A 3,226-nucleotide genomic window follows, 5' to 3' on the forward strand; every position below is an offset into this window, starting at 1 on the left:
TCGATGATGGGATTCAAGTCCTTTAATAGTGCTAGAAGAACCTTGAGAGGAATTGAAGCGATGAACATGATTAGAAAAGGACAAGTGAAAGGGATAGAACAAGGGGATAGTGTGTCTCAAGTAAGGTTTATTGAATCAATCTTTGGAATTGCTGCATAGAACAGAGCGAATGATGTAGATTATTCAGCGTTAAAAATTCTTGCGACAGAACCGTTTGTTTTGGAGGGTCGAGTTTAATGCGGATTTGACGCATGGATTAAATGGCACCTGTGATTTTATTTCATCAGCGAAGTAGACCAAGTTCTCGGTATCTTGGTTGCGACCGTCCAACCTGAATCAGAGTAATCTGGTACAGTCTCCCATCTGTTTTCTAAGCGTCTTAAAATTACGCCGTTCGTTGGTGCAGGGGTTCTACAACGAAAATTTAGAGCCTCTTTCAATTCTCAAGCGTGGATTCCTTAATCTAAACAACCCGCTTTCGCAAATTTTGTTCCGTCACTCGATCGATTGAAGCAAATTTTTGAGGAATTTCACCTGTTTCACCTCGTCAGCGGTATTAATCACTTAGGCGTGAATGCAGGTTTAAGTTAATCTTAGAAGTAGCAATCATTTTATTGTTGAATTATGCCGCGTGCTAAATTTTCTGCTGTCCTTCCCTCTTCAATTGCGCTTCTATCTGAAGACCTAAGTTCACTGCCAGAAAGACCCAAAGAAACGTACTCTTTGCGAGAAGCAATTTCAAAGCTAAGCCAGCCGATTTCGACTGCCCTCGATCGGGGATACAGCTATGAAGAAATTGCTGGAATCCTGAAGGACAATGGCATTGCTATTTCTACTTCCTCGCTCAAATCCTACGTCACTCAGAACAAGAAGAACCAGGGTGTAAAGCAACGTCGGAGCCGTAAAGCAAAAGTGGAGCCTACTGCTCTAACTGAAGCTGAAGTGAGTGCAATTCCTCGTTCTTCCGAAGTAGAATCTCCTTCAACGGTTTCCGTTCCGGCTGAGCAGGCGGAAGCAGCTGAAATATCAGCACCTGCTGCTCCAAAGCGAAGAGGCAGACGGGCAACTGCTCAAGAAAAGACGGCTGCAAAAACAAAGCCAGCTTCTAAGCGCACTACTGCTACTACAGGCCGAGGAAGCAAGAAGAAGTAGAGTAAATTTCAGATGACACGTGGATATCGTACCATCCGAACGAGGTCAGGATGAATGGACCACCATTTTCCGTGGATGCATTCAATTTTCCAAACTTGAAGTAGCAGTGGGAGATTACTCTAGGTAAGAAATCTACCCACACTCTCATCAACCCGGTTTGTCAAATTCTGGAAGAAGTCATGAGTGGACCTGCTCAATTGCCGGATGGTTGTGTACTACGTCCGGCAAGACAAGAAGACGCATGGACAATTCGTCGTTTGGTTATCGGTGCTTTGCTTGATCCAACCCAACTTCGCTGGCAGCAGTTTTGGGTCATTGAGTGCAGAGAGAAAGTCATTGCCTGTGCCCAACTGCGCACGTTTCCAGGAGCCCAAGAGCTGGGTAGTTTGGTAGTGTCAAAGAATTGGCGCAATAAAGGCCTGGGGACGCTTCTGAGCCAGCATTTACGACAGCAAGCCAATCAGCCGCTGTACTTGGAATGTTTGGGTGAGCGCTTGGTGAACTTTTATCAGCGACTGGGATTTGTACCTGTTGCTTGGCAGGACTTGCCGCAATCACTGAAGCGCAAATATGGCATTTCTGAGTTTGTAGCAGGGTTATTTCGATTGCCCCTGCAGATTTTGCACTATCCCAACTATCAGTAGTGCTCGACCAAATGCCCTTACTGCAAAAGGTTTGGTGACCCGTTGCAAGCCAACTACTGCCGATCGCCCTGTCTCTACCAAGGCAGCCCTCTTTTTTTATTTGTAATATTTGACTTTCAGCTTTACAAAAAATTGCTGCTCCCGTTCTTCCGATTCACTTTGCGCTTGACTGTTTGATCGTTCGCTCCCCAGAAGTTGCGTTCATCCATCAATTCTCTCTAACCTGTTGAAGGATTTATGCAGGCTACCTCTGGGTGAACTACCCTAAAATATCCCGTTTAATTTCAAATTATGGCTCGACAATCAACGATCGTTTCACCTGGCTCCCTCACAAGTGTTGCAGATCGGCAAGAAGTTTGATTCAGCCTGATTTTCTATCGAGAATTTCACGGTGCTAACCAAACTCGTATCATCTTGATTGTTTTCATTTTTATCTCATCCCAGCCTCTGTTGTGAAAACTCATCGCAAGATTTTGATAGTTGCACAAGATGTTGATAGTCAAGAAATCTATGGTTTCCTTAAGCTGGAAGATAAAGTCGTGTTGAGGACAGAAGGAGGTTTTACAGAATGTCACATCAATGGCTGTTCACCCTAAAGTTATTCTCAGTACTAGGCTGTGGGCTGATCGCAGGCGTGTTTTTTGCCTTTTCAACTTTCGTCATGCGGGCACTGGCTCAACGTCCTTCAGCAGAAGGAATTGCCGCGATGCAAGCCATTAATACTGCGGTGATTAACCCGTGGTTTATGGCGGCTTTCCTGGGAACGGCTGTCACTTGCCTGGTTATGGCGGTTGCCTCGGCACTGAGATGGACTCAGCCGGAAAGCTATGTGCTAATTGCTAGTTTGTTTTATCTGGTAGGCAGTTTTGGCGTGACCATTATGTTCAACGTGCCGCTGAATGATGCCCTAGCAATCGTCAAACCCGGCAGCAGCGAGGGCGGGAGCCTCTGGGCAAACTACCTAATAAACTGGACTTTCTGGAACCATGTACGAACAATTGCCTCACTCGTCGCAGCAGCATTATTCACGATCGCATTGATGAAATAGATCCAGCTTTTTGAATTGAAAGAGAATGAGTGAAAAATTAAATCTGATTTCAAGAAGGTGATAGTCCTACAGGAATTTGATAGCTTAGTCTAGAGCATTTTCGTAACCTGAGGAGGTGATGATTTAGGAAAAAGGTATAACACATTTATTGCATCTTGATTCGAGTCTACGTAATGAACGCTCTCGCTCTGATTGTGTTGCAAAAACCAGGGAATGGTAAGGTAAGCGGGACTACGCGCTCCTTCCTACCCTCCGATGTCTACCAACTGGTTGCGGGTTTTGCTCTCTGGGTGAATTTGTCTGGAAGCCTCTATCTGCTTCAACTTTCATCGACTCAAGCTAAAGTGACACAAGCCTTTTTAGCTGGATGAGAATTGGAGGA

3 protein-coding genes and 1 pseudogene are annotated in these 3,226 nt (G+C 45.2%); all 4 read left to right on the forward strand.

Annotation, left to right across the window (positions count from 1 at the left end; translation table 11 throughout):
* Positions 1 to 159, forward strand: a pseudogene (locus NDA02_RS28140) (IS6 family transposase); the annotation flags it as partial.
* Positions 160 to 723: 564 nt separating this feature from the next.
* Positions 724 to 1,152 carry a hypothetical protein gene (locus NDA02_RS28145; RefSeq protein ID WP_348250060.1) on the forward strand — a complete coding sequence of 143 codons (429 nt, stop codon included), beginning with the start codon at positions 724 to 726 and terminating at the stop codon, positions 1,150 to 1,152.
* Positions 1,153 to 1,331: 179 nt separating this feature from the next.
* On the forward strand, positions 1,332 to 1,796 hold the full coding sequence (locus tag NDA02_RS28150; RefSeq protein ID WP_190794911.1) for a GNAT family N-acetyltransferase: 465 nt from the start codon (positions 1,332 to 1,334) through the stop codon (positions 1,794 to 1,796).
* Between the two features lie 568 nt (positions 1,797 to 2,364).
* Entirely contained in the window at positions 2,365 to 2,844 is a 480-nt protein-coding gene (locus NDA02_RS28155) for an anthrone oxygenase family protein (protein WP_190794912.1), read from the forward strand.
* The last annotated feature ends 382 nt before the right edge of the window (positions 2,845 to 3,226 follow it).

Origin of the sequence: Leptolyngbya sp. ST-U4 (assembly GCF_039962215.1) — a bacterium.
GTDB lineage: Bacteria > Cyanobacteriota > Cyanobacteriia > Elainellales > Elainellaceae > Leptolyngbya_A.

Bases quoted from the DNA above. Each gene is read 5' to 3' on its own strand.
- NDA02_RS28155 (WP_190794912.1), top strand. From the start codon at position 2,365: ATGTCACATCAATGGCTGTTCACCCTAAAGTTATTCTCAGTACTAGGC.
- NDA02_RS28150 (WP_190794911.1), top strand. From the start codon at position 1,332: ATGAGTGGACCTGCTCAATTGCCGGATGGTTGTGTACTACGTCCGGCA.